Below are 23,554 nucleotides of genomic sequence, written 5' to 3'. Positions count from 1 at the left end.
CAGCTTTTTTGCCTGCCTTAACCCCATCGGGCCACCCCACAGGCTCGCCCGAGATCGAGACGGATGCAGATTATGCACAGGCTAAAGCACGGCCTACTTCAGGCCGCCGGTTGGCTGTTTTACCTAAGTTTATTGATGGGCATCGCCATGGCGTTGCCTGCGTCCACGTTCGACTCCGAGTCGAAGGACTTCATCTTCCTGATCGGTTTTATCGGGATCTGGCGTTACTCGATGGGTGCCACGCACTTTCTGCGCGGCATGCTGTTTCTGTACGTGGTCTACCCGCACCTGCGGCGCAAAGTGCGCAAGTTGGGCACAGCGGCAAACCCGTCCCATGTCTATTTGATGGTGACGAGTTTCCGCATTGACGCGCTCACCACCGCGCAGGTGTACAGCTCGGTGATTCGCGAAGCGATCGACTGCGGCCTGCCTGCCACCCTGGTGTGCTCGATCGTGGAAATGTCCGACGAGCTGCTGGTGAAAAGCCTTTGGGCCCGGATGAATCCACCGGACCGCGTCAAACTCGACTTCGTGCGCATTCCCGGCACCGGTAAACGCGATGGCCTGGCCTATGGTTTCCGCGCCATCTCCCGCCACCTGCCGGACGACCGCGCCGTGGTTGCCGTGATCGATGGCGATACCGTGCTCGCCCCTGGCGTCGTGCTCAAGACCGTGCCGTGGTTCCAGCTGTTCGGCAACGTTGGCGGCCTGACCACGAACGAGTTCTGCGAAGTACGCGGCGGTTACATCATGAGCGAGTGGCACAAACTGCGATTCGCCCAGCGCCACATCAACATGTGCTCCATGGCCTTGTCCAAGCGCGTGCTGACCATGACCGGCCGGATGTCGGTGTTCCGTGCGACGGTCGTGACCGACCCGGACTTTATCGCCGACGTGGAAAGCGACTCGCTGCAACACTGGCGCCTGGGCCGCTTCAAGTTCCTTACCGGTGATGACAAATCGAGCTGGTTCAGCCTGATGCGCCTGGGCTACGACACGTTCTACGTGCCGGATGCCGCGATCCACACCGTGGAGCACCCGCCGGAAAAAAGCTTTATCAAGGCCAGTCGCAAACTGATGTTCCGCTGGTACGGCAACAACCTGCGCCAGAACTCCCGCGCCTTGGGCCTGGGGGTGAAACGCCTCGGCCTGTTCACCTCGGTGGTGCTGTTCGACCAGCGCGTGTCGATGTGGACATCGCTGCTTGGCCTGACCGTCGCGCTCATCGCCAGCTTCAAGTACGGCATCGCGTTCATCCTGGTTTATCTGCTGTGGATTGGCATCACCCGCCTGATCCTGACCCTGCTGCTGTCTTGCTCCGGCCACCGGATCGGCCCGGCCTACCCGGCGATTCTCTATTACAACCAGATCGTCGGCGCGCTGGTGAAGATCTACGTGTTCTTCCGCCTCGACCAACAATCCTGGACTCGCCAGGACACCAAATTGACCCGTGATCTCGCCAGCTTTCAACGTTGGTTCAACACCTGGTCGTCTCGGACCATGACCTTCTCCGCCGGCAGCATTTTTGTTGCCGTGCTGTTGCTGATGGTCTGACCGAACTCGCCTGAATTAACTAGGAAATCGCCCATATGAATACCGCCGTCAACGCCAACGTAGTGCATGAATCAGAAGCCCAGCGCCAACACGCCCGCGTGAAGATCCCGGCCAAACTGCGCTTCTTCGGTCCTGACCGGACCCCGGTTGAAGCTCGAGTGATCGACCTGTCCGCTGGCGGACTGGCCTTCAATGCCGGTCAGTTGCCACTCAAGATCGGCGATGTGTACAAGGCTCGCCTGCAGTTCGTCATCGATAACCTCGGCCTGGCCATGGACGTGGAGTTGCAGGTGCGCTCCTTCGATCGCCCGACCGGTCGTGCCGGGTGCCAGTTCCAGAACCTGGAACCACAAGACATCTCGACCCTGCGCCACCTGATCACCTCTCACCTGGCCGGCGACATCGTCAGCATGGGTGAAGTGCTGGCCACGCTGCAGCGCGACAACTTCACCAAGGCGCGCAAGGTCAAGGATGGCGGCCACGGCATGACTCCGTTCGGTCGTTTGCGTGCAGTGACGTTCAGCCTGGCGATTTTCCTCGTCGGCCTGGCGGCGTTTGGTTTCATTTTCAAATCGGTGTACGGCATGTACTTCGTCAGCCACGCACAGGCTGGCCTGGTCACTGTGCCGGGGATGAACATCACCATGCCGCGTGACGGCACCGTGCAGAGCCTGATCAAAGCCGACGGCGTTGCCGCCAAAGGCGCACCGCTGGCGACGTTCAGCACCAGCATGCTCGACGTGCTCAAGGGCCATCTGGACGAAGAGCAACTGCAACCCGCCAAGGTTGAAGAACTGTTCGGCAAGCAAATGACCGGCACCCTGACCTCGCCGTGCGATTGCACCGTGGCGCAACAACTGGTCGCCGACGGTCAGTACGCCAGCAAAGGCGACGTGATCTTCCAACTGGTGCCGCGCAACACCCAAGCCAATGTTGAAGCACGCTTCTCCTATCGCCAGTTCGGCGACGTGCGTCCAGGCAGTCCGGTCCGCTTCCAGATCGCCGGTGAAGACAAATCCCGCACCGGCAAGATCGTCAGCAGCACCAGCCTGAAAAGCGCCGACCTGTCCTCCGACATCCGCGTGCTGATCCAGCCGGACGAGCCACTGGACAGCAAGCTCGCCGGTCGCCCGGTTGAAGTGAACAGCGACCGTGGCCCGAACCTGAACTGGCTGATCGACAAAGCCATGGCTTCCGGTCTTTAAGCAGAGGACATGCCTGTGACGACTCCACCTATCCTCACAACACCGCAAACCCTGTGGGAGCGAGCTTGCTCGCGATGGGATCGCTGCGGTCTGTCTGAAACACCGAGCCGCCCGCATCGCGAGCAAGCTCGCTCCCACAGGGGGTTTGCGTTGTGCACGCTAGCGTTGGCCGTCAGCCTCAGTGGCTGCGCCGGTCTGCCTGACCAGCGTCTGGCCAACGAAGCCCTCAAGCGCGGCGACACCGCGCTGGCGCAGCAGAACTACAAACAACTGGCCGACCTGGGCTACAGCGAAGCGCAAGTGGGCCTCGCCGATATCCAGGTCGACAGCCATGACCCGGAGCAGATCAAGCAGGCCGAGGCGACTTACCGCGCTGCGGCCGATGTCTCGCCACGGGCTCAAGCGCGCCTGGGTCGTCTGTTGGTGGCCAAACCCGGCTCCACCGAAGCCGAGCAACACGAAGCCGAAGGCCTGTTGAAGAAAGCCGCCGTCGCGGGTGAAGGCAACACCCTGATCCCGCTGGCGATGCTGTACCTGCAATACCCCCACAGTTTCCCGAACATCAACGCCCAGCAGCAGATCAGCCAATGGCGCGCCGAAGGCAAACCGGAAGCGGGCCTGGCCCAAGTGCTGCTGTATCGCACCCAAGGCACTTACGACCAGCACCTGGACGAAGTGGAAAAGATTTGTAAAGCCGCGCTGAACACCACCGACATCTGCTACGTCGAACTGGCCACGGTCTATCAGAAAAAGGCCCAGCCAGAAAAACAGGCCGGGCTGATCAAGCAGATGCAAGCCGCTCACACCCGTGGCAGCGTTTCCGCTCGACGGGTGGACAGTGTTGCTCGTGTACTCAGCGATGCAACCCTGGGCAAGACCGACGAAAAAACCGCCCAGTCGTTGCTCGAAGACATCGCCCCCGGCTACCCCGCTTCCTGGGTCAGCCTGGCGCAATTGCTCTACGACTTCCCGGAACTCGGTGACGTCGACACGATGATGAAGTACCTGGACAACGGCCGCGCCGCCGACCAACCCCGCGCCGAACTGTTGCTGGGCAAGCTCTACTACGAAGGCAAATGGGTGCCGGCCGACGCGAAAGTCGCCGAAGAACACTTCCAGAAAGCCGTCGGCAAGGAAGTCGCCGCCGATTATTACCTCGGTCAGATCTATCGCCGGGGCTACCTGGGCAAGGTCTACTCGCAGAAAGCCCTGGATCACCTGCTCAAGGCTGCGCGTAACGGCCAGAACAGCGCCGACTTCGCCATCGCCCAACTGTTTTCCCAAGGCAAGGGCACCAAGCCCGACCCGCTCAATGCTTATGTCTTCAGTCAGCTGGCCAAGGCTCAGGACACCCCGCAAGCCACTGAGCTTGCGCAAACAATCGAAACCCAACTGCCGCCTGCCCAGATCAAAGAGGCCCAACGCCTGTTGAAACAAGAACAGGCCGTTCGCGCCACCTTGAGCAAGAACACGCTGGAACTGCATGCCCTGCAAGAAGACGGCGAGGAATCCCTATGAAGTTGAATCCATTCGTTAAGGCCGGCATCGGCCTGACATGCGCCCTGCTGTGGTCGTGCCCGACCCTGGCGGCACTGACCGAAAGCAAGAACTACGGCCTTGACGCGAAAGTCACCGCCGAGTCCGAAGGCGACACAGACCTGGGTACGCAAAGTGGTGGCGACGTCAACGGCATTGGCCTCGACCTGCGTCCCTGGATCTATGGCGAAAGCGGCGCGTGGAGCGCCTACGCCATGGGCCAGGCCGTGACCGCCACTGACATCATTGAGACGGACACCCTGCAAGGGACCGCCGGCGACGGCACCCAGACCACCGACAGCGGTGATCGCCAGACCAAGAAAAACTACTTGGCGATGCGCGAGTTCTGGGTCGGCTACAGCGGCTTCACGCCGTACCCCGGCGAGATGCTCAAGCTCGGTCGCCAACACCTGCACAACGATGACGGCGAATGGCGCGACACCAACATCGAAGCCCTGAACTGGACCTTCGACACCACCCTGTTGCGCGCCAATGCCGGTGTCGCCGAACGCTTCAGCGAATACCGCACCGACCTGACAGCACTGTCCCCCAAAGATAAAGATCGCCAGCACTTCTATGCGGATGCGGCGTATCAATGGACACCGGGCAACTGGGTCGGCATTCGCGGTCATCACACCCACGATAACGGCAAGCTGGACTACGCAGAGCCGGGCGTGCCCGCCGATACCCTGGACAAGAAACAGAATGGCAACGTCAGTTGGATCGGCCTCACCGCCGACAGCGATGCCTATAACTGGCGCAACACCAACACCGTCAATTACTGGGGCAGCGTCACCGGCATGAGCGGCGACATCGACAAGGTCAACCCGCTGAACGCCAACGGCACCGCACCGGCCCAACCCACAACCAGTGGCAGCATTGATGGCTGGGCCACCGACCTGGGCGTGCGCCTGCGCCTCGATCCGCAATGGCAGGTCGGTGCAGCGTATGCCCGTGCCAGTCCCGATTACGAACAGAACGGCCTGGAAAGCAACCGCTCGAACTACACCGGTACTCGTTCGCGGGCGCACCGTTTCGGCGAAGCCTTCCGGGGCGAAATGCAAAACATGCAAAGCGCCACGCTGTTCGGCTCCTGGATGCTCAACGACGAATACGACGCCAGCCTGATCTACCACAAATTCTGGCGTGTCGACGGCAATAAGCCTATCGGCAGCAACGGCATCAATGCCGTTGAGAACAATACCGATGACCCAACCGGTGCGATTCTCTCCAGCACCTCCCTGCCGTTGAATGATGGCACCAAGGACCTCGGCCAGGAAATGGACGTGGTCGTCACCAAGTACTTCAAGCAAGGCCTGCTGCCTGCTGCCATGAGCCAATCGATCGATGAGCCTTCGGCCCTGGTGCGTTTGCGTGGCGGTGTGTTCAAGCCCGGCGATGCCTATGGCAAAGGCGTCGATTCGTACATGCACCGCGCGTTTATCGACGTGATCTGGCGCTTCTGATGCGAACCGCGAAGGGAGTGCCCGACATGAACAGTCCGAAAAGAGGCTCACTGACCCTGTTGGCCGGCGCGATGCTGCTGGCAAGCTCGGCCGCCTTCGCCACGGTGGAGCCTGTCGCCAAACCGGTGACCATGGCCAAGGAACTGCAAAAGGCCAAAACCTACACCGTCAGCAGCGCGCCAATCGCGCCGCTGGAGATTGCAAAGCCGACATTGCCGGACACCTCCGGCTACACCGCCGACGCCATCGCCGCGAAAATCGTGCGCACCAAGGCCGGCAAAATCAGCGTGCGCCGGATGATGCAGGAAGACGCGCTGAAGGACTTCATTGGCGGCGACAACAAGATGGCCGAATGGGTGGTGCGCCAGCACGGCATCCCGCAGGCTATTTTTGTCGACGACGGCTACATGAACCTCAAGGACCTGGCCAAGAAACTGCCCAAGCAGTACTTTAGCGAAACCTCGCCGGGCGTGTTCCTGGCGAAGCTGCCGATCGTGGTCGGTCGCCACGGCATCCTCGAAATCGACAAGCAGACCCAGGAACTGCGCCTGTCCCAGGAAGCCGGTTCGTTCCTGGTCAACGACGGTCAGCTGTTCGTGCGTGACACCAAAATCACTGGCTGGCGCGAGAAAGACAACGGCCCGGCGACGTTCACCTCGCCCAAGGAATTCCGTCCGTTCCTGCTGTCCTGGGGCGGCACCGAAACCTACATCGCCAACAGCAAGATCGCCAGTTTCGGCTACGCCAACAGTAAGTCCTACGGCGTGAGTATTTCCCAATACACGCCGAACATGGCCAAGGTCCTCAAGCGTCCTGAACCGACCGGCTGGATCGTCGGCTCCGAGTTCTCGGACATGTGGTATGGCTTCTACTGCTACGAAACCCGCGACTTCGTGGTCAAGGGAAACACCTACAAAGACAACATCGTCTACGGCATCGACCCGCATGACCGCTCCCACGGCCTGATCATCGCCGACAACACGGTGCACGGCACAAAGAAGAAGCACGGGATCATTATTTCCCGCGAGGTCAACGACAGCTTCATCTTCAACAACCGCAGCTACGACAACCACCTTTCGGGCCTGGTGATCGATCGTAACAGCGTGAACAACCTGATCGCCTACAACGAGATCTACCAGAACCACACGGACGGCATCACCCTCTACGAGAGTGCCGACAACCTGCTGTATGCCAACAAGGTGATCAGCAACCGTCGCCACGGCATCCGCATTCGTAACAGCGTGAACATCCGTCTCTACGAAAACCTGTCATTGGCCAACGGCCTGACCGGCGTCTACGGCCACATCAAAGACCTGAGCGATTCCGACCGCGACATCAAGCTCGACCCGTTCGACGCCGAGGTCTCGCTGATCGTGGTCGGTGGTGAACTGGCCGGCAACGGCAGCGGGCCGCTGTCCATCGACTCGCCGCTGAGCGTCGAGCTGTATCGCGTGTCCATGCTCGCCCCGACCAAATCCAGCGGCATCAGCTTCAACGGGATTCTTGGCGATCGTCAGGATGAAATTCTCGACCTGCTGGTACGCCAGCAGAAAGCCGTGCTGATCGACCCTGTCGAACGCCAGACCGAACTGCGGGACTGAGGATAATTTTATGCCCCCACACTTGATCAAATTACTCAGCCTGTCGGCCCTGACAGCCGGCATTCTTGCGGCCAGCGCGGGTGTTCGCGCCGATGAAGCTGCGGCACCGAAATTCAGCGCCGAACCGTGCTGCAATCTGTGCCCCGAAGCGCACGACGCGAAGAACTACACCACGCGCTACCAGCAGAATTTCACTACGTTGGTGCAGGCTCAGGGCGACTGGTTGTTCCGGACTCAGGAAGACTTGCGCACCGAATTCGACACCACGCCCGCCGGCTACAAACGCATGAAAGAACTGCACGATGCGTTCAAGAGCAAAGGCGTGGAACTGGTCGTCGTTTACCAGCCGACCCGTGGCCTGGTGAACCGCAACAAGCTCAACCCGCAAGAGAAGGCCAAATTCGATTTCGACAAGGCGCTGAAGAACTACAAGACCATGCTCGGCCGTTTTGCCGCCATGGGCTACGTGGTACCGGACCTGTCGCCGCTGACCAACGAGTCGCTGCCCGACACCCTGCCCGCACACGACTTCTACTTCCGCGGCGACCAGCACTGGACGCCGTATGGCGCCCAGCGCACAGCGAAAATCGTCGGCGAAAAAATCAAGCAAATGCCTGAGTTTGCTGACATCCCGAAACGCGAATTCGAGACCCATAGGTCGGGTCGCATGGGCAAGACCGGAACGTTACACAACATGGCCGGTCAACTCTGTGGCACCAGCTACGCGATCCAGTACATGGATCAGTTCACCACCGAACCCAAAGGCGAAGCAGCCGATGGCGATCTGTTCAGTGACTCCGGTAATCCGCAGATCACCCTGGTCGGCACCAGCCACAGTGGCAAGAACTACAACTTCGCCGGTTTCCTCGAAGAGGCCATCGGCGCCGACATCCTCAACGTGGCGTTTCCCGGCGGTGGCCTGGAAGGTTCAATGCTGCAGTACTTGGGCAGCGAAGAATTCCAGACCAAGCCGCCGAAGATACTGATCTGGGAATTCTCGCCACTCTATCGTCTCGACCAGCAAACCATCTACCGCCAGATGATGGCGCTGCTGGACAACGGTTGCGAAGGCAAGGAGGCACAGATGACCGGCAGCACCACATTGAAACCGGGCAAAAACGAATTGATGGTCAACAGCAAAAACCTGAACCTGCAAAACAGCAGTCATCAGGTCGACATCCGCTTCGCCGATCCGTCGGTGAAAACGCTGCAAGCCACCCTCTGGTACATGAACGGTCGCCACGAGGACATCAAGATCGATAAACCACAAACTTCCGACACTGACGGGCGTTTCGCCTTTGAGTTGCGCACGGACGAAGACTGGGCCTCGCAGAACCTGCTGGCCGTCGAAATCCAGGGCCCTGAAGCCGGTGCCGCGCCACAAAAAGTCGAAGCGAAAATCTGCAAACGCAACGTATTCCCTGGCGCTGGGCAGCGTACCGCTCAGGCCGGGCAATGAGGTTACCTCCTATGACATGCCTGCAAACCCGAACTTTGAAAAAGCTACTCGTGCCGTCCCTGATGAGCCTGGCCTTGTTTGCCGGTGCGACCCAGGCCGCCGCGCCATTGCGCCCGCCCCAGGGCTATTTCGCGCCGATTGAAAAAGTCAAAGCCGGCGACAAGAGCGAAGGCTGTGATGCGATGCCGACGCCGTACACCGGCTCGCTGCAATTTCGCAGCAAGTACGAAGGCTCCGACAAGGCGCGTTCGACCCTGAACGTGCAATCGGAAAAAGCCTTCCGCGACAGCACCGCCGACATCACCAAACTCGAGCGCGGTACCAGCAAGCGCGTGATGCAGTTCATGCGTGACGGTCGTCCGGAACAGCTCGAATGCACACTGAACTGGTTGACCGCGTGGGCCAAGGCCGATGCGTTGATGTCCAAGGACTTCAACCACACTGGCAAGTCCATGCGCAAATGGGCATTGGGCAGCATGGCATCGTCCTATATCCGCCTGAAATTCTCCGACTCGCATCCATTGGCGAACCATCAGCAAGAGTCGCAACTGATTGAAGCCTGGTTCAACAGAATGGCCGATCAGGTCGTCAGCGACTGGGACAACCTGCCGCTCGAGCAGACCAACAACCACTCGTACTGGGCTGCCTGGTCGGTGATGGCGACGTCAATCGCCACCAACCGCCGCGACCTGTTCGACTGGGCCGTGAAGGAATACAAGGTCGGCGCCCATCAAGTCGACGCCGACGGCTACTTGCCGAACGAACTCAAGCGCCAGCAACGCGCCCTCGCCTATCACAACTACGCCCTGCCGCCGCTGGCAATGATCGCCAGTTTCGCCCAGGTCAACGGTGTGGATTTGCGTCAGGAAAACAACGGTGCCCTGAAACGCCTGGGTGATCGAGTGTTGGCCGGGATTAAAGACCCGGGCGAATTCGAGAAGAAGAACGGTAAAGAGCAGGACATGACCGACCTCAAAATCGACTCGAAATTTGCCTGGCTTGAACCGTACTGCTCGCTCTACACCTGCCCGGCCGATGTGCTGGAGAAAAAGCACTCGATGCAGCCGTTCAAGACGTTCCGCCTCGGTGGCGATTTGACCAAGGTCTTCGACCCGGCCAATGAAAAAGGCAACAAAGGTTCGTAGGACAAACGCTTAACCCTGTGGGAGCGAGCCTGCTCGCGAAGGCGGTGTGTCAGAAAACATATTGCTGAATGCCGATCGCATTCGCGAGCAAGCTCGCTCCCACAGGGGTCAGTGCAAGATTTGAGTTGAGTGATATTCCCCCCGGTTTTCGGTGGGGGGTTTGGGGGGGCCGTTGGCCCTTGACTGTTGGTTAAACATGGAGAGATCGGGATGGTATTTTCGTCCAATGTGTTCCTGTTTTTATTCTTGCCGGTCTTTCTCGGCTTGTATTACCTGAGCGGGATTCGCTATCGCAATCTGCTGCTGCTGATCGCCAGTTATGTGTTCTATGCCTGGTGGCGCGTGGACTTCCTTGCGCTGTTCGCTGCCGTCACGCTGTGGAACTACTGGATCGGCCTCAAAGTCGGCGCCGCCGGCGTGCGGACTAAACCGGCCCAGCGCTGGTTGCTCCTGGGCGTGGCCGTCGACCTGTGCATTCTTGGCTACTTCAAGTACGCCAACTTCGGCGTCGACAGCATCAACGCGATGATGACCTCGGTCGGTCTGTCACCCTTCATCCTGACCCACGTGCTGTTGCCGATCGGGATCTCGTTCTACATTTTCGAGTCCATCAGCTACATCATCGACGTCTACCGGGGCGACACCCCGGCGACCCGCAACCTGATCGACTTTGCCGCCTTCGTGGCGATCTTCCCGCACTTGATCGCAGGTCCGGTGTTGCGTTTCCGCGACCTTGCCGACCAGTTCAACAACCGCACCCACACCCTCGACAAGTTCTCCGAAGGTGCCACGCGGTTCATGCAGGGTTTCATCAAGAAGGTGTTCATCGCCGACACCCTCGCGGTGGTGGCCGACCATTGCTTTGCCTTGCAGCACCCGACCACGGGCGACGCCTGGCTCGGCGCCCTCGCCTACACCGCGCAGTTGTATTTCGACTTCTCCGGCTACAGCGACATGGCCATCGGCCTGGGCTTGATGATGGGTTTCCGCTTCATGGAAAACTTCAAACAGCCGTACATCAGCCAGTCGATCACCGAGTTCTGGCGTCGCTGGCACATCAGCCTGTCCACCTGGTTGCGTGACTACCTGTACATCACGCTGGGCGGTAACCGTAAAGGCACGCTGATGACGTATCGCAACCTGTTCCTGACCATGCTGCTCGGCGGTCTGTGGCACGGCGCGAACATCACCTACATCGTCTGGGGTGCGTGGCACGGCATGTGGCTGGCGATTGAAAAAGCGCTGGGCCTGAACACCTCGCCGCGCAGCATCAACCCGATCCGCTGGGCCCTGACGTTCCTGCTGGTGGTGATGGGCTGGGTGATCTTCCGCTCGGAAAACCTGCACGTTGCCGGTCGCATGTACGGCGCAATGTTCAGCTTCGGCGAATGGTCGTTGTCGGAACTCAACCAGGCCAGCCTCACCGGCCTGCAAGTCGCAACCCTGGTGGTGGCTTACATGACCCTGGCGTTCTTCGGCATTCGTGATTTCTACACCAACCGTCCGCCACTCACGACCAGGCCTGCCGTGAATGTCGAGGCCGATGGCCCGGCGACCGCCACGCCGGGAATGATCAAAGCCGTACCGGGCGACAACCCGGCCAACATCCACCAACCGGGTTACACCGTCGGCGTTGAAGCGACCGTGCAACCGGCCTACTGGACCGCAGACTGGCCACGTTACGTGATGCGCACGCTGGTGCTGGTGCTGTTCATCGCCTCGATTTTCAAACTCTCGGCGCAAAGCTTCTCGCCGTTCCTTTACTTCCAGTTCTGAGGGCTCTGACCATGACCCGCTCATTACGTATCTTCTACATCGCCCTGTTCCTGGTGACCCTGTTGGTCCTGGGTCTGTGGTCGACGCGCAGCTTCCTCGGTTTCAGCACCAACGCCGACGCGACGGTGCTCAACGGTCGATGGACCAAAGCCGTGGAGACTCACTATGACGACGAGTTCCCGATCAAGCGCCTGGGCACCAACCTTTGGGCCGCGCTGGATTTCAAACTGTTCAACGAAGGTCGTCCGGGCGTCGTGCTCGGTCGCGACCAGTGGTTGTACAGCGATGAAGAATTCAACCCGATCGTCAACGAAGAGCTGAACCTGCAAGGCAACTACGCGCTGGTTGAAGGCGTGCGCCAGACCCTGAAAGAGAAAGGCGTGAAACTGGTGATGGCGATCGTGCCGGCCAAGACGCGCCTGTACCCGGAACACTTGGGTGAAGTGAAGCCTTCGAGCATTCACGCCAACCTCTACCAGGACTTCCACGCCCGTGTGGCGGCGGACAAGATCCTCGCGCCCGACCTGCTCGGCCCGCTGCAACAGGGCAAGAAAAACGGTCAGCAAGTGTTCCTGCGCACCGACACCCACTGGACCCCGGAAGGCGCGCAAATCGCTGCCGAGACCCTGGCCAAAACCATCGCCGACAAGACCCCGCTCAGCGGCGTGCCGCAGCGCTTCGTCACCGAGCCTGCGGAGAAAGTCACCCATAAGGGCGACCTGCGTCTGTTCCTGCCGCTGGACCCGCTGTTCGAAAACCTGATGCCGGCGCCAGAACCGCTGCAGAAGCGCAACACCGTGGCGGCTGAAGACCAGCCTGCGGGCGATGACGCCCTGTTTGCCAACACCGAAGTACCGGTGGCCCTGATCGGCACCAGCTACAGCGCCAACCCCAACTGGAACTTCGTCGGTGCGCTGAAACAAGCGCTGCACAGCGACGTGGTCAATTACGCCGAAGACGGCCACGGCCCGATTCTGCCGATGCTCAGCTACCTGAAAAGTGATGCTTTCAAGAACAGCCCGCCGCAAGTGCTGATCTGGGAGTTTCCTGAACGTTATCTGCCTGTGAACAACGAAATCGGTGACGCCGACCCGCAGTGGGTCGCAGAGCTTAAACAAGCCGGCGTTCGCCAACAAAACGTAGCCGCAAACACTAAATCCGAGACGCCCGACCGGGCGCAAAACTGAAAGAGAGAGGTACTACCATGACTTTCACTACTACTCCTCGCCGTCTCGCCGCTCGCTCCTTAAAGGCAGTTGCACTCGTTGCGGGCATGAGCGTTCTGTCGATGCACGCCTTCGCCGGTGGCGACTCCGCGCTCTACGGCCCGACTGCACCGAAAGGTTCAAGCTTCGTGCGTATCTACAACGCCGGTAACGCTGAAGTCAGCGCCACCGTCGGCACCACCAGCCTGAACGATGTCGCGCCGCTGTCCAGCAGTGATTTCAGCTTCATGCCGGGCGGCGACTACAGCGCCAAGGTCGGCAGCCAGACCTTGCCGGTGAAACTGGCCGGGGATCACTATTACACCCTGGTCAACAACGCCAGCGGCGCGCCGCAACTGATCGAAGAGCCGCCGTTCAAGAATAAGCAGAAATCCCTGGTTCGCGTGCAGAACCTCAGCGACAAGGCCCTGACCCTGAAAACCGCCGACGGCAAGACCGAAGTGGTGCCGAACGTGGCCGCCAAGAGCCGTGGCGAACGTGAAATCAACCCGGTCAAAGTCAGCCTGGCGCTATACGATGGTGACAAGAAAGTCGGCGACGTAAAACCGGTTGCCCTGGAGCGCGGTGAGGCCGCAGTGCTGTACGTCACCGGTAACGGCAGCAGCCTGTCGCCAGTCTGGGTAAAGCGCCCGGTTTCGACGCGCTAATACATTTGTCAGGACGGTGATCCTTGTAGCAGCTGGCGAAGCCTGCGTTCGGCGGCGCAGCCGTCGCAATCCCGGCAACGCGGTCCTCTGAATGACCGCGTTGACCGGATTTACGACGGCTGCGCCGCCGAACGCAGCCTCGCAGGCTCGGCAGCTGCTACAGGTGAACCGAGCTGAGTACGGAATAAGAAAAAGAGTGAAACGACAAAACGCAGTAGCTCTAACCAATCGATTTTAAAGGAGTAACAACATGATTCCGGTGATCTTGTCAGGTGGTAGCGGCTCACGTCTTTGGCCGCTTTCGCGTAAGCAGTTCCCAAAACAATTCCTCGCCCTGACCGGCGAACACACGCTGTTCCAGCAAACCCTGGAACGCCTGGTGTTCGACGGCATGGACACCCCGATCGTGGTCTGCAACAAAGACCACCGCTTCATCGTCAACGAACAACTGAGCGCCCGCAAGCTGGAAACCCAGCGCATCCTGATGGAACCGTTCGGCCGCAACACCGCGCCGGCCGTGGCCCTGACCGCGATGATGCTGGTCAACGAAGGTCGCGATGAGTTGATGCTGGTGTTACCGGCTGACCACGTGCTGGAAGACCAGAAAGCTCTGCAACGCGCCCTGGCGCTGGCCACCGTCGCCGCAGAAAACGGCGAAATGGTGCTGTTCGGCGTGCCGGCCACCAAACCGGAAACCGGCTACGGCTACATCAAGTCGACCAACGACTCGCTATTGCCTGAAGGCGTCAGCCGTGTTTCGCACTTCGTCGAAAAACCGGACGTGAAACGCGCCACCGAGTTTGTCCAGTCCGGCGGTTACTTCTGGAACAGCGGCATGTTCCTGTTCCGCGCGAGCCGCTTCCTCGAAGAACTGAAAAAACACGATCCGGACATCTACGACACCTGCGTACTGACCCTGGAACGCAGCGAGCAGGATGCCGACACCATCGAAATCGATTCCGCGACCTTCGCCTGCTGCCCGGACAACTCCATCGACTATGCCGTGATGGAAAAAACCCAGCGCGCCTGCGTCGTACCGTTGACCGCGGGCTGGAGCGATGTCGGCTGCTGGTCGTCGCTGTGGGAGGTGAATGAAAAAGACGCCAATGGCAATGTCACCAAAGGCGACGTGGTGATTCAGGACAGCAAAAACTGCATGATTCACGGCAACGGCAAATTGGTGTCGGTGATCGGCCTGGAAAACATTGTGGTCGTCGAAACCAAGGACGCCATGATGATCGCGCACAAGGACAAGGTCCAAGGCGTGAAGCAGATGGTCAACACCCTCAACGAACAGGGCCGTAGCGAAACCCAGACTCACTGTGAAGTCTATCGTCCGTGGGGCTCCTACGACTCGGTGGACATGGGCGGCCGCTTCCAGGTCAAGCACATCTCGGTGAAGCCGGGCGCATGCCTGTCGCTGCAGATGCACCACCACCGCGCCGAACACTGGATCGTGGTCAGCGGTACCGCTGAAGTGACCTGCGACGAAAACGTGTTCCTGCTCACTGAAAACCAGTCGACCTACATCCCGATCGCTTCGGTTCACCGCCTGCGCAACCCGGGCAAGATTCCACTCGAGATCATCGAAGTGCAATCGGGCAGCTACCTGGGTGAAGACGATATCGAGCGGTTTGAAGACATCTACGGTCGTTCCACCCCGATCGAGCGCGGCGTGTCGGTGAAAACCATCGCGCAGTGATTGATTGGTAACACCGCAAGCCCCTGCCCTGCCCGCTGCGTACCCTATCTGCAGCAGGTTGGGCGGGGGCTTTTTTTGTCTGGAATTTTTGGCGTCTGGGCCGGCCTCATCGCGAGCAAGCTCGCTCCCACAGTGGATCTGAGGAGCACACAAAACCCCTGTGGGAGCGAGCTTGCTCGCGATGGGGCCTGACAGCCCATCGCCACCTCATCTACGCTTAGGTAGGATGACCTTCTCTCCCCCCGAGGTTTCGCGTCATGTTCATCGGCGTCCTGCTGGTCATCACCTGGCTCATTCTGTTACTGCGCTATCCGGCAAAAGCCTTGCCCGTCTCTCTGGCGGCCGCCGTGGGGTTGGCGTTGGTGGCGACCTGGGTGGTCTGGCTGGACAATCGCGAGATCAAGCAACTGGCACGCCTTGAGTTGCGCATCACTTACGCGCCGGAACACTGCCCCGCGGACCGGCCGTTGCAACTGAAAATGAACAACGGCAATGACGTACCGCTGACCGAGTTGCGTTGGCGCATCGCCGCCTACGCGCCGGGCGATACGGTCAATCTGGCCGACAATCAATACGCCGCCCCGCGCTACCGCGGCCCCGGTGAATTGCAGGCCGGCGCCAATTGGGAAGACTGTTTACCGTTGCCGCCGCTGCGTCCCGGTTATCGCCCGCAAACCCTGGAGTTTCGCGCCGAGCGATTGCAGGGTAGTTTCTCTGACTGATCCCCTTCTTCCTTTTGCACAAGGACCGCGCCATGCCCGTTGCGTTGATTACTGGTTGTTCCAGCGGCATTGGCCGCGCCCTGGCCGATGTGTTCAAACAGGCCGGATATGAGGTCTGGGCCAGCGCTCGCAAAGCTGAAGATGTCGCGGCGTTGACTGCCGCCGGCTTCACCGCCGTGCAACTGGACGTCAATGACGGCGCGGCGCTTGAACAGTTGAGCGAGAGAATCAACCAGCAACGTGGCGGCCTCGATGTTTTGATCAACAACGCTGGTTACGGCGCCATGGGGCCGTTGCTCGATGGTGGTGTGCCAGCCATGCAGCGCCAGTTCGAAACCAATGTGTTCGCCATCGTCGGCGTCACCCGCGCAATGTTTCCGGTACTGCGCCGCGCCAAAGGACTGGTGGTGAACATCGGTAGCGTCTCCGGCATTCTGGTCACGCCGTTTGCCGGCGCCTATTGCGCCTCAAAAGCGGCGGTGCATGCCTTGAGCGATGCGTTGCGCATGGAGCTGGCGCCGTTTGGTGTGCGGGTGATGGAAGTGCAGCCAGGTGCGATCGAATCCAGTTTCGCCAAGAATGCCGGTCATGAGGCGGAACAGTTGATCACCGAACAATCGCCGTGGTTTCCGTTGCGTGAAGGTATTCGCGCGCGGGCCAAAGCGTCGCAGGACAAGCCGACGCCGGCCAGGGAATTTGCACAAGGCTTGCTCAAGGCTGTGCAGCAGAGCAAACCACCGCGCCTGATTCGCCTGGGCAATGGCAGCCGGGCGCTGCCGTTGCTGGCGGGGTTGTTGCCCAAGGGGCTGCTGGAGGCGGGGTTGATGAAGCGGTTCGGGTTGAGTGTGCGACTCTGAGCCCGAGTCGGCCCCTTCGCGAGCAGGCTCGCTCCCACAGGTTTTGCGGCGCCCACAAATCCCCTGTGGGAGCGAGCCTGCTCGCGAAGGGGGCAACGCGGTCTACCAGCTACTCCACGCCATCCTGCTTCACAACAACGGTGCACGTAATCCCCGCCGCCAACAGCACCCCCTCCGGCACTTCATCAATGTGAATCCGCACCGGCACTCGCTGTGCCAACCGCACCCAGTTGAACGTCGGGTTCACGTCAGCGATCAGTTCACGGCTTTCCGGGTTGTCACGGTCGTAGATGCCGCGAGAAATACTCTCCACATGCCCCTTGAGCACTTCGCCGCTCATCAGTTGCATGTCGGCCTTATCACCCACTCGCACATGAGGCAGTTTGGTTTCTTCGAAGAAGCCGTAGACCCAGAACGAATTCATGTCGACCACGGCCATTTTCGCTTCGCCGATGCGCGCGTAGTCGCCGCGATGAACGTTGAGATTGGTCACGTAACCGTCCACCGCCGCCCGCACTTCGGTGCGTTTCAGGTTGAGTTCGGCAGCTTCAAGTTGCGCTTGCGCGTGTTGGTAATCGGCCAGGGCCGAGTCGGCGATGTTGCTGGCGTCGTCGCGGTTTTCCCTGGAGATCACCAAGGCGTCCATATCAGCGCGGCGATGGGCGTTGACCTTGCGCATCTCCCACGTCGACTTGCGTGAAGCCACCAGCGACTGTGCCTGCTTGACCGCGATGCGGTAGTGCTCGGGGTCGATTTGCATCAACAGATCGCCCTTCTTCACCAGTTGGTTGTCGCGCACGGGCACGTCCACTACTTCACCGGTGACGTCGGCCGCAACGTTGATGATGTCGGCGCGTACCCGGCCGTCGCGGGTCCACGGGGTGTCCATGTAATGCACCCATAGGGTGCGGCCGATCCACATCGCAAGGGCCAGCACCAACAGGGTCGCGAGCAGGCTGAAAAGCTTTTTCATCAGGGTGTTCTCAACGGTAAACAGTCAGCGCCAGGGCGCCGAACAGACAGGTAAACAGACTCAGGCGCAGCAACGCCGGGTGCCAGAAGAAACGGTACACATCGAACCCGGACAACAACCGGTCCAGCGCCCAGGCCAGCGCCGCGGCGATGAAAAACATCAGCGTCATGGTCGGCATGTACACGCCATGGAAGGCGATCTCACGAGGCATGTTCAAGTCCTTGGGGCTTGGCGGTGGGCCCGGCGTTTATGTAGTTCGCCAGGGGTGATTGCGGGTCCAGCAACGAGGTGCGGATGAAGTGCAGATAGCTTTTCACCCGGCGCAACGCCGAGGTGTCGAAGTGCGGGGCGAAGGGCTCGTCGGTGGCCTGCACACGGCTGATGGCGTGATCGACGGCGATCAGTGCGCGCTCCAGATTGCTCTGGCTCGGTTGCAGAAACAGCCGTACCAGCGAGCGGCCCATCACCCGGATCGCCTGGCGCCATGGCTGGGATTCGGCATAGGCAGGATGCACCGGCAGGATCGCCTGTTCCTTGCGCAACTCGATAATCGCGTGCCCGACTTCCAGCACCACGAACATCCAGCGCAGCAAGTCCCGTTGCACCTGCGGCTGCCCTGCCGCAAGGCCGTACGCCTGATGCAGCAAGTCCCGCGTGCGGCTTTCGAAGCTCGACGCCAACCCTTTGAGTTTGCCGCTGATGGCGTACACCACTTGCTCGCGCAGATCCTGCTCCAGTCGGCGCCATAACCAGCGGCTGTTGGGCGGCAGAATGATCGCCCCGGCCGCCGCGCACACCAGCATGCCGAGCACCATGGCGATGTAGTCGTTGATGAAGGTGTACGGGTTGTAAACGGTGAGGTTGTCCGGCACCGAACCGGTGCTGAAGAAGATCAGCAAACCGAGGCCGACACCGGCGTATTGCGGCCGCGAGGTGAGGAAAGAACCGAGCACGATCACCGGTGCGAGCATCACGCAGAGCAACGGAAAACCATCGATCCAGGGGAAGATGAAAAACATCTCGACGAAGCCGATCAACGCCCCGAGGAACGTCCCGCAGGCCATTTGGAAGGCCATGCGTTTGGGGTTCGGCGTGGCGGCAGACAGGCCCACGGTGGCAGCGGCGATCAGGGTCATGGTTGCACCGCTCGGCCAGGCGGTGGCGACCCAGTAACTGCCGAGTACCACCAGAATGAACGCGGCCCGAATGCCCGAAGCGGCCGACGCCAGCCAGTTGGTTTGAGGCGTGAAGGGCTCGTCCCAACGCTCTCGTTCGTGACTGTGATCGGCCAGGGAGGCGTGGGTCTGTGCATAACTGTGCAGGTCGTCGACGAAGCGATAGAGCAGTTCATACGCGGTATGAAAATCCAGTTGCTCGGCGTCGCTCGGCGCGCTCTGCTGAAACGTCGCCCGCAGGCTGCGAACCCGCGCCGGCAACCCTTCCTTATAAGCCGTCAACGCGAGCACCAGGCGCGACGCATCGGCATGGGTCAAGGCACGACCACTGAAACCGTCGAGTAATTCGGCAAGGTCCTGCAAGCCCGGCTTGATCGCCGCGACAACGTGTTCAGCGCTGCTGCCGTGCAAGCGTTCGAGCAGCTGGTGCAAGGCGTTGAAGCGCGTGGTGATGCCCATGAACTCGCTGTTCAAACGACTGAGTCGACCGTTGCGGCGGCGCATGTGCGGATCTTCGAAAACGGTAACGCTGCGCAGGCCTTCCAGCCCGACCGCTTCGGCAATGAACCGCACGTTGCTCGCTTCAAAGGCCTCCCGCTGACTGCGGCCGCGCAAGCCGTCGGTGACAAACAGCGCGAACACACCGAAGCGCTGATACAAGGCGTTGCGCATCGCAGCGCTGGCGGTTTGCGGCAGGATCGCCGCACTGACCAGCGTTGAACAGAGAATCCCCAGAGAGATTTCCAGCACCCGCCAGACCGCCGCCATGAACGCGCCGTCGGGGTGGGCCAGTGCCGGCAAACCGACCATCGCGGCGGTGTACCCGGCGAGCACGAAACCGTAGGCACGGAAGTTACGGTAGCGCGCCGCGCCAGCAGTGCAGATGCCGACCCAGATCGCCAGCGAACCAAGGAACAGTTCGGTGTTCTGCGCGAACAAGGCAATCAGCGCCACCATCACCGCCGACCCGGCCAACGTGCCAAGGAAGCGATAGAAACTCTTGGCGAACACCTGGCCGCTTTGCGGCTGCATGACGATGAACACGGTGATCATCGCCGTACGCGGTTGCGGCAACTCCAGGCGCATCGCCAGCCACAACGTCAGGAACGCCGCGAACAACACCTTGAAAATGTAGACCCAGGTCACGCCATCGCTGCGTGCCCAGTCGAAAAACCCCCGACGCCATTCCAGGGAATACAGCCAGCGCAAAGGTGCGGGCAAGGAAGTCATGAAGTACGGCTCATTGGTCGATGGTTGAGCTGCGATTCAGTCAAGACGCAATCCCTGTGGGAGCGAGCTTGCTCGCGATTGCGGTCTGACATTCAACAATGATGTCGACTGGCACTCAGTCATCGCGAGCAAGCTCGCTCCCACAGGTTTTGTGTTCAATTCGAGAGACTCTCAAGCAGGGCCGGGGTTTTCGGTGCTGCGGTCTGCCTGTCTTTCGGCACGTCGTTACCCGCACCGAGTCCGCCACCCAACGCCGTCACCAGTTCGGCGTGGGCGCTGAGGCGCGCGGCCTGAACCTGCTGCTGGACCTGCTGCTGCTTGAACAACAACGTCTGGGCGTTGAGCACGTTGAGGTAGTCAGTGAGCCCCCGTTGATAGGCGATCATCGCGATGTCGTAGGTCTTCTGCGCGGAGGCCACGGATTCAGCGGCGAACGTCTGCTGCTTGTTCATGGACTCACGGCGGATCAACTGGTCAGAGATGTTTTTCAGGGCGTTGACCAGCGTCTGGTTGTACTTGGCCACGGCGATGTCGTAACTGGCCGAGGCTTTGCCCAGCTCGGAGCGTAAACGGCCGCCATCGAAAATCGGCAACGAGATCGCCGGACCGACGCTGTAGCTGAGCTTCTTGCCGGTCAAGAACTCCAGTGCTCCGCCACCAGTGGCCATGTAGCCGAGGCTGCCGACCAGATCAACGTTGGGGTAGAAACCGGCATGCGCAACATCGATGCCCCGAGCCTGGGCCGCCACTTGCCAGCGACTGGCGACTACATCGGGGCGTTGACCGAGCAATTGCGCAGGCAGCGACGATGGCAGTTTCAGCGCTGTACCCAACGACAGCGTCGGCCGCTGCAACTGCGCGCCCTCTCCCGGCCCAAAGCCTGCGAGGGCTGCGAGTTGATTGCGGCTGAGGGCGATTTCTTCATCCAGCGCGTCGATCTGACGATGGGTTTCCGGCAGCGGCGCTTCGGCCTGACTGACTTCGAAATGGGTGCCGATGCCGCCACTCAGGCGTTTCTGTGCAAGATCGAGAATCTGCTGTTGTTGCTTCAACGTTGCCTCGACGATGTCGCGCTGCGCGTAGTGCAACGAGAATTCGATGTAGGCGCGCACGATGTTGCTCTGCAATTCGAGCTGGGCCAACCGCGCTTCGGCAGCGGTCATATGGGCCATGTCCACCGCACGTTCGGTGGCATTGCTTTCGCGGCCCCACAAGTCGAGCGCATAGCTGAAACCCAGCCCGGCGTTGTTGTCCCACGTCGTCGTGTTGGCCAGCTCGCCCGGCCCGTAGAACTGATCGGTGGGCCAGTTATGGCGTTTGAGGGTGGATTCGCCGTTGATCTGCAGCGACTCGGCGGATTCGGCGACGCCAGCCATGGATTTGGCCTGACGCACTCGCGCTGTCGCCATTGCCATGGTCGGGCTGCCTTGTACGGCGCGGTCGATCCAACGGTTCAATTGTGGGTCGCCATACGCCTGCCACCATTGGGCGGTGGGCCAGTGAGCGTCCTGCGCGGCATTCTGGATAGCTGCGTCGGTGGCCAGTGAATTGGCCTCCAGCGCCTTGCCCTGTGGGGCAATACCTCCGGTTCCGATGCAGCCGCTGATTGCCAGGGTTAAAGCCAAAACACTGAGCGACTGAAACGCTCTGCTGATGCGACGCGGCACTGCTGCAAATTCCTGAGAAGGGGGAGGTACAAAATTGTTGTGGAACCGGGTACCACAATCCCTGTGGGAGCGAGCTTGCTCGCGATGGCGGAGGGTCCGCCAACATCAATGCCGGCAGTGACGGCCTCATCGCGAGCAAGCTCGCTCCCACAGGGTTTATTCCGGCCCTGGTTCGTACAGTGGCGCAATTCTAGGGGTGGGCCTTGTTGGCGATAAGCCGGGATTCCTGTGAATCTTTATTACCGTTCACGCGATAATCCCTTGGTCGGGGTCTCAGACCCTGAAACCTTGTGTCACAATTTGCCATCGCACCCGAGAGCATCCCATGGACACTTTGCAAAACATGCGCGCCTTCAGTTACGTGGCCGAGGCCGGCAGCTTCACCGCCGCCGCCGTGCAACTCGACACCACGACGGCTAACGTCTCGCGCGCGGTCTCCAACCTGGAAGCCCACCTGCAAACCCGCCTGCTCAATCGCACGACCCGACGCATCGCCCTGACCGAGGCCGGCAAACGCTATTTGCTGCGCTGCGAGCAGATCCTGGCCTACGTCGAAGAAGCCGAAGCCGAGGCCAGCGACGCCCACGCGCGCCCGGCCGGGCAACTCAAGGTGCACACCATGACCGGCATCGGTCAGCACTTCGTGATCGACGCCATTGCCCGCTATCGCAAAAGCCACCCGGACGTGACCTTCGACCTGACCATGGCCAACCGCGTGCCGGACCTGCTCGACGAGGGCTACGATGTGTCCATCGTGCTGGCCAGCGAACTGCCGGACTCGGGCTTCGTCTCCCAGCGTTTGGGCATCACCTACAGCATCGTTTGCGCCTCGCCGGCGTATGTAAAAGCCAACGGCTGCGCGCAAAAGCCCAGCGATTTGCTCAACCACGCCTGTTTGCGCCTGGTCAGCCCGGTGATCCCGCTGGAGAAATGGACCTTCGACGGGCCGGAAGGCCAGGAAATGGTCACCATCAATAGCTCACCGTTTTTGGTGAACTCCGCCGACGCAATGAAAACCGCGATCACCAGCGGCATGGGCGTGGGTGTGCTGCCGGTGTACGCCGCCATCGAAGGCTTGCGCAACGGCACGTTGGTTCGGGTGATGCCGAACTACCGGTCGCAGGAATTGAATCTGTATGCGATCTACCCGTCGCGGCAGTACCTGGACGCGAAGATCAAGACCTGGGTCGAGTACCTGCGTGGGTCGTTGCCGGATATCTTGGCGGCGCATCAGGCGGAACTGGCGGCTTATGAGTTGAGCGGGAGTATGGCTGGGGCTCGAGTGGCGAACTGATACGTCTCTTGGGATTGGGATTGGGTACATATCCGTTTCTGCGGTAACGGCTGCTTATGGTTTCGCTTTTACAGCGAGTCACTTGGAAGAGCCCCAAGTAACCAAGGGCTCTTGCCCCTGGCGTACGGCCCTTCGCTGAGGCTCAGGGTTCCCTCGGTTCCCTCGCTCTCACAATGGGGCGGCGGTGCCCGCCAATCCCGTGCCCGACAAAAATCCAACTGTGGGAGCGAGCCTGCTCGCGATGGTCGTTAACGATAACTCGTGTTTACTGGCTAAACGCGGCGCCCTTGAGTCCTTCGCGAGCGAGCTCGCTCCTACA

18 protein-coding genes are annotated in these 23,554 nt (G+C 60.5%); 14 read left to right on the top strand and 4 right to left on the bottom strand.

The window, feature by feature from the left end; genetic code table 11:
- Positions 1 to 72: 72 nt before the first annotated feature.
- From alg8 to AC1MDT_RS26570, 13 genes are all read left to right on the top strand, one after another.
- Positions 73 to 1,554: a mannuronan synthase gene (gene alg8 / locus AC1MDT_RS26630; protein ID WP_480419693.1), complete on the top strand. Its 1,482-nt coding sequence runs from the start codon at positions 73 to 75 to the stop codon at positions 1,552 to 1,554.
- A 35-nt stretch (positions 1,555 to 1,589) separates the two neighbouring features.
- Positions 1,590 to 2,759: a PilZ domain-containing protein gene (locus tag AC1MDT_RS26625; protein WP_480419692.1), complete on the top strand. Its 1,170-nt coding sequence runs from the start codon at positions 1,590 to 1,592 to the stop codon at positions 2,757 to 2,759.
- Positions 2,760 to 2,768: 9 nt separating this feature from the next.
- Positions 2,769 to 4,277: an alginate biosynthesis TPR repeat lipoprotein AlgK gene (gene algK, locus AC1MDT_RS26620; protein WP_480419691.1), complete on the top strand. Its 1,509-nt coding sequence runs from the start codon at positions 2,769 to 2,771 to the stop codon at positions 4,275 to 4,277.
- On the top strand, positions 4,274 to 5,761 hold the full coding sequence (locus AC1MDT_RS26615; protein ID WP_480419690.1) for an alginate export family protein: 1,488 nt from the start codon (positions 4,274 to 4,276) through the stop codon (positions 5,759 to 5,761). The genes algK and AC1MDT_RS26615 overlap by 4 nt, the downstream gene beginning before the upstream one ends.
- 26 nt (positions 5,762 to 5,787) lie before the next feature.
- Entirely contained in the window at positions 5,788 to 7,362 is a 1,575-nt protein-coding gene (gene algG / locus AC1MDT_RS26610) for a mannuronan 5-epimerase AlgG (protein WP_480419688.1), read from the top strand.
- A 10-nt stretch (positions 7,363 to 7,372) separates the two neighbouring features.
- Positions 7,373 to 8,821: an alginate O-acetyltransferase gene (locus tag AC1MDT_RS26605; protein ID WP_480419687.1), complete on the top strand. Its 1,449-nt coding sequence runs from the start codon at positions 7,373 to 7,375 to the stop codon at positions 8,819 to 8,821.
- Between the two features lie 11 nt (positions 8,822 to 8,832).
- Positions 8,833 to 9,966 carry a mannuronate-specific alginate lyase gene (locus AC1MDT_RS26600; protein WP_480419686.1) on the top strand — a complete coding sequence of 378 codons (1,134 nt, stop codon included), beginning with the start codon at positions 8,833 to 8,835 and terminating at the stop codon, positions 9,964 to 9,966.
- Between the two features lie 210 nt (positions 9,967 to 10,176).
- Positions 10,177 to 11,742, top strand: coding sequence for an MBOAT family O-acyltransferase (locus AC1MDT_RS26595; protein WP_480419685.1), 1,566 nt, complete (start codon positions 10,177 to 10,179; stop codon positions 11,740 to 11,742).
- Between the two features lie 11 nt (positions 11,743 to 11,753).
- A complete protein-coding gene (locus AC1MDT_RS26590; RefSeq protein WP_480419684.1) occupies positions 11,754 to 12,929 on the top strand; it encodes an alginate O-acetyltransferase in 1,176 nt (391 codons plus the stop codon).
- A gap of 17 nt (positions 12,930 to 12,946) precedes the next feature.
- On the top strand, positions 12,947 to 13,615 hold the full coding sequence (locus AC1MDT_RS26585; protein WP_480419682.1) for an alginate O-acetyltransferase AlgF: 669 nt from the start codon (positions 12,947 to 12,949) through the stop codon (positions 13,613 to 13,615).
- 250 nt (positions 13,616 to 13,865) lie between these two features.
- Positions 13,866 to 15,317: a mannose-1-phosphate guanylyltransferase/mannose-6-phosphate isomerase gene (locus tag AC1MDT_RS26580; protein ID WP_480419680.1), complete on the top strand. Its 1,452-nt coding sequence runs from the start codon at positions 13,866 to 13,868 to the stop codon at positions 15,315 to 15,317.
- 257 nt (positions 15,318 to 15,574) lie between these two features.
- Positions 15,575 to 16,039 (top strand): multidrug transporter, encoded by a 465-nt coding sequence (locus AC1MDT_RS26575; protein WP_414908421.1) that lies wholly within the window; start codon positions 15,575 to 15,577, stop codon positions 16,037 to 16,039.
- Positions 16,040 to 16,071: 32 nt separating this feature from the next.
- Positions 16,072 to 16,896, top strand: coding sequence for an SDR family oxidoreductase (locus AC1MDT_RS26570; RefSeq protein WP_480419678.1), 825 nt, complete (start codon positions 16,072 to 16,074; stop codon positions 16,894 to 16,896).
- Positions 16,897 to 17,005: 109 nt separating this feature from the next.
- On the opposite strand, the gene AC1MDT_RS26565 is transcribed toward AC1MDT_RS26570, so the two are convergent.
- From AC1MDT_RS26565 to AC1MDT_RS26550, 4 genes are all read right to left on the bottom strand, one after another.
- Positions 17,006 to 17,869 carry an efflux RND transporter periplasmic adaptor subunit gene (locus AC1MDT_RS26565; RefSeq protein WP_480419676.1) on the bottom strand — a complete coding sequence of 288 codons (864 nt, stop codon included), beginning with the start codon at positions 17,867 to 17,869 and terminating at the stop codon, positions 17,006 to 17,008.
- A gap of 10 nt (positions 17,870 to 17,879) precedes the next feature.
- Positions 17,880 to 18,080, bottom strand: coding sequence for a DUF1656 domain-containing protein (locus tag AC1MDT_RS26560; RefSeq protein ID WP_201114793.1), 201 nt, complete (start codon positions 18,078 to 18,080; stop codon positions 17,880 to 17,882).
- Positions 18,070 to 20,274 carry an FUSC family protein gene (locus tag AC1MDT_RS26555; protein ID WP_480419675.1) on the bottom strand — a complete coding sequence of 735 codons (2,205 nt, stop codon included), beginning with the start codon at positions 20,272 to 20,274 and terminating at the stop codon, positions 18,070 to 18,072. The genes AC1MDT_RS26560 and AC1MDT_RS26555 overlap by 11 nt, the downstream gene beginning before the upstream one ends.
- A 155-nt stretch (positions 20,275 to 20,429) precedes the next feature.
- Entirely contained in the window at positions 20,430 to 21,941 is a 1,512-nt protein-coding gene (locus AC1MDT_RS26550) for an efflux transporter outer membrane subunit (protein WP_480419674.1), read from the bottom strand.
- A 325-nt stretch (positions 21,942 to 22,266) separates the two neighbouring features.
- On the opposite strand from AC1MDT_RS26550, the gene AC1MDT_RS26545 reads away from it, so the two are divergent.
- Complete coding sequence (locus AC1MDT_RS26545) at positions 22,267 to 23,235, top strand: LysR family transcriptional regulator (protein ID WP_480419673.1); 969 nt, start codon at positions 22,267 to 22,269, stop codon at positions 23,233 to 23,235.
- The last annotated feature ends 319 nt before the right edge of the window (positions 23,236 to 23,554 follow it).

The sequence above is a fragment of the Pseudomonas sp. ASL7 genome, assembly GCF_056680375.1.
Note: the sequence above shows the minus strand (reverse complement) of the source record. Positions and strands in the feature narration are given on the sequence as shown.